Raw genomic sequence first — 1,596 nt, 5'->3', positions numbered from 1 at the left:
CCCTATCAGCCAGACTCGTTAGAGACCGCTTCTTGAACGAGAATAGAGGCTGAAGGCAGGAGGGAAACTTCACCATGATTGCATCCCCACCAGCAGGAACCGGACAGCCCGTACCGGAAGAACCAGGCAGCCAGGACCAACAGGAACTGGAGCAGGGGCCGCGTTCCAACCGGTCGGCACGCAGGACCTTTACCGCCGAGTTCAAACGCGCGATCGTCCAGGAATACGATGCCGCACCGAACGGTTCCAAGGGCGCGGTGCTACGCCGCGAACGGCTCTACGATTCCCATATCCAGGAATGGCGGGCCGCGTTCGATGCGGGCAGCCTCGAGAAGCCGGCCGTGCGCCGGGGTCGGCCGAAGAACACGGCTGAGCAGGCCCAGATCGCCCAGTTGACCAAGGACCTGGTCGCGGAGCGGGCCGCACACGAGCGGACCCGCGGGAAGTTGGCTTCCTCGGATGCCGCCCTGGATACCCTGGGAAAAGGAGTCGCGTTCTTGGAAGCTCTCTCATCGAAGAACGCGCAATCACCGGCACCCGTTTCCAGTCGTGGCAATCAGCAACCGCAGAGGAACTGACCGGGCACCTCGGGGTGGTGAGCGCCTGCAAGCTCGTGGGCCGCTCCCGGGCCACCCATCACCGGCAGGCCGCACCCAAGCCTCGAATCCACGGGCCCTGGCCCAAGGCCCAGCACCCGGCGGAGCTCTCGCCGGCCGATCGTGCCGAGATCTTAGCGGTGCTCAACCGTCAGGACTACGCGAACCTTTCGCCGACCCAGGTCTATGTCCGTGAGCTGGACGAGGGGCGGTACTGGTGCTCGCAGCGCACCATGTATCGTGTGCTCTCGGACGCGAAAATGGGCGGGGAACGCAGACGGCTGGCCACTCATCCGCCCAAGGCGATTCCGGAGCTCATGGCGACAAAACCGTGCGACGTGTGGTCCTGGGATATAACAAAAATGCGTGGCCCGGCGAAGGGAATCTGGTACCACGCCTACGTGGTGCTCGATATCTTCTCCCGCTACGTGGTCGGCTGGCGTATCGAACGCATCGAGGACGGCCAGCTGGCCGCGGACCTCGTGCAGGAGATCGTCGCGGATACCGGTGGCCACCCGCCGGGGTATCTGCACGCCGATGGCGGGGCGGCGATGACGTCCAAGGCCCTGGCCTCGATGCTGGTGGACATGGACATCACCAGGTCGCATTCCCGACCCCATACATCGAATGACAATCCGTTCAGCGAGGCCCAATTCAAGACCATGAAATACACCTCTGACTACCCGGAGCGGTTCGCCTCCGTGAACGAGGCCAGGACCTGGATGGGAGGATTCACCGCCTACTACAACCATGAGCACCAGCATTCGGGGATCGGATATCACACCCCAGCCAGCGTGCATTACAACACGGCCGAGGCCGTGCGTGAACAACGCCAGCACACCCTGGACCGGGCGTACGGCGCGCATCCCGAACGGTTTGCCCGCCGTCCTACCGCGCCCCCGCTGCCGCTGAAGGCGGCGATCAACGACCCGGCGAAAAGAGCGGAGCCCTCGATGCATTAACAACCACGACTACGTCTCAATTGATTTGACAAATTCCG

General features: G+C 63.5%; 2 protein-coding genes. Both read left to right on the top strand.

The window, feature by feature from the left end:
- Positions 1-74 precede the first annotated feature (74 nt).
- The gene (locus tag ABIB49_RS19225) at positions 75-578 is read left to right on the top strand and encodes a transposase (RefSeq protein WP_354157656.1); all 504 of its coding nucleotides are present in this window, start codon (positions 75-77) and stop codon (positions 576-578) included.
- A gap of 17 nt (positions 579-595) precedes the next feature.
- Positions 596-1,558 carry a DDE-type integrase/transposase/recombinase gene (locus ABIB49_RS19220; RefSeq protein ID WP_354157655.1) on the top strand — a complete coding sequence of 321 codons (963 nt, stop codon included), beginning with the start codon at positions 596-598 and terminating at the stop codon, positions 1,556-1,558.
- The last annotated feature ends 38 nt before the right edge of the window (positions 1,559-1,596 follow it).

The sequence above is a fragment of the Arthrobacter sp. UYCu512 genome (genome assembly GCF_040547075.1).
Classification (GTDB): Bacteria; Actinomycetota; Actinomycetes; order Actinomycetales; family Micrococcaceae; genus Arthrobacter.
This window is presented reverse-complemented; position numbering and strand designations above follow the sequence as displayed.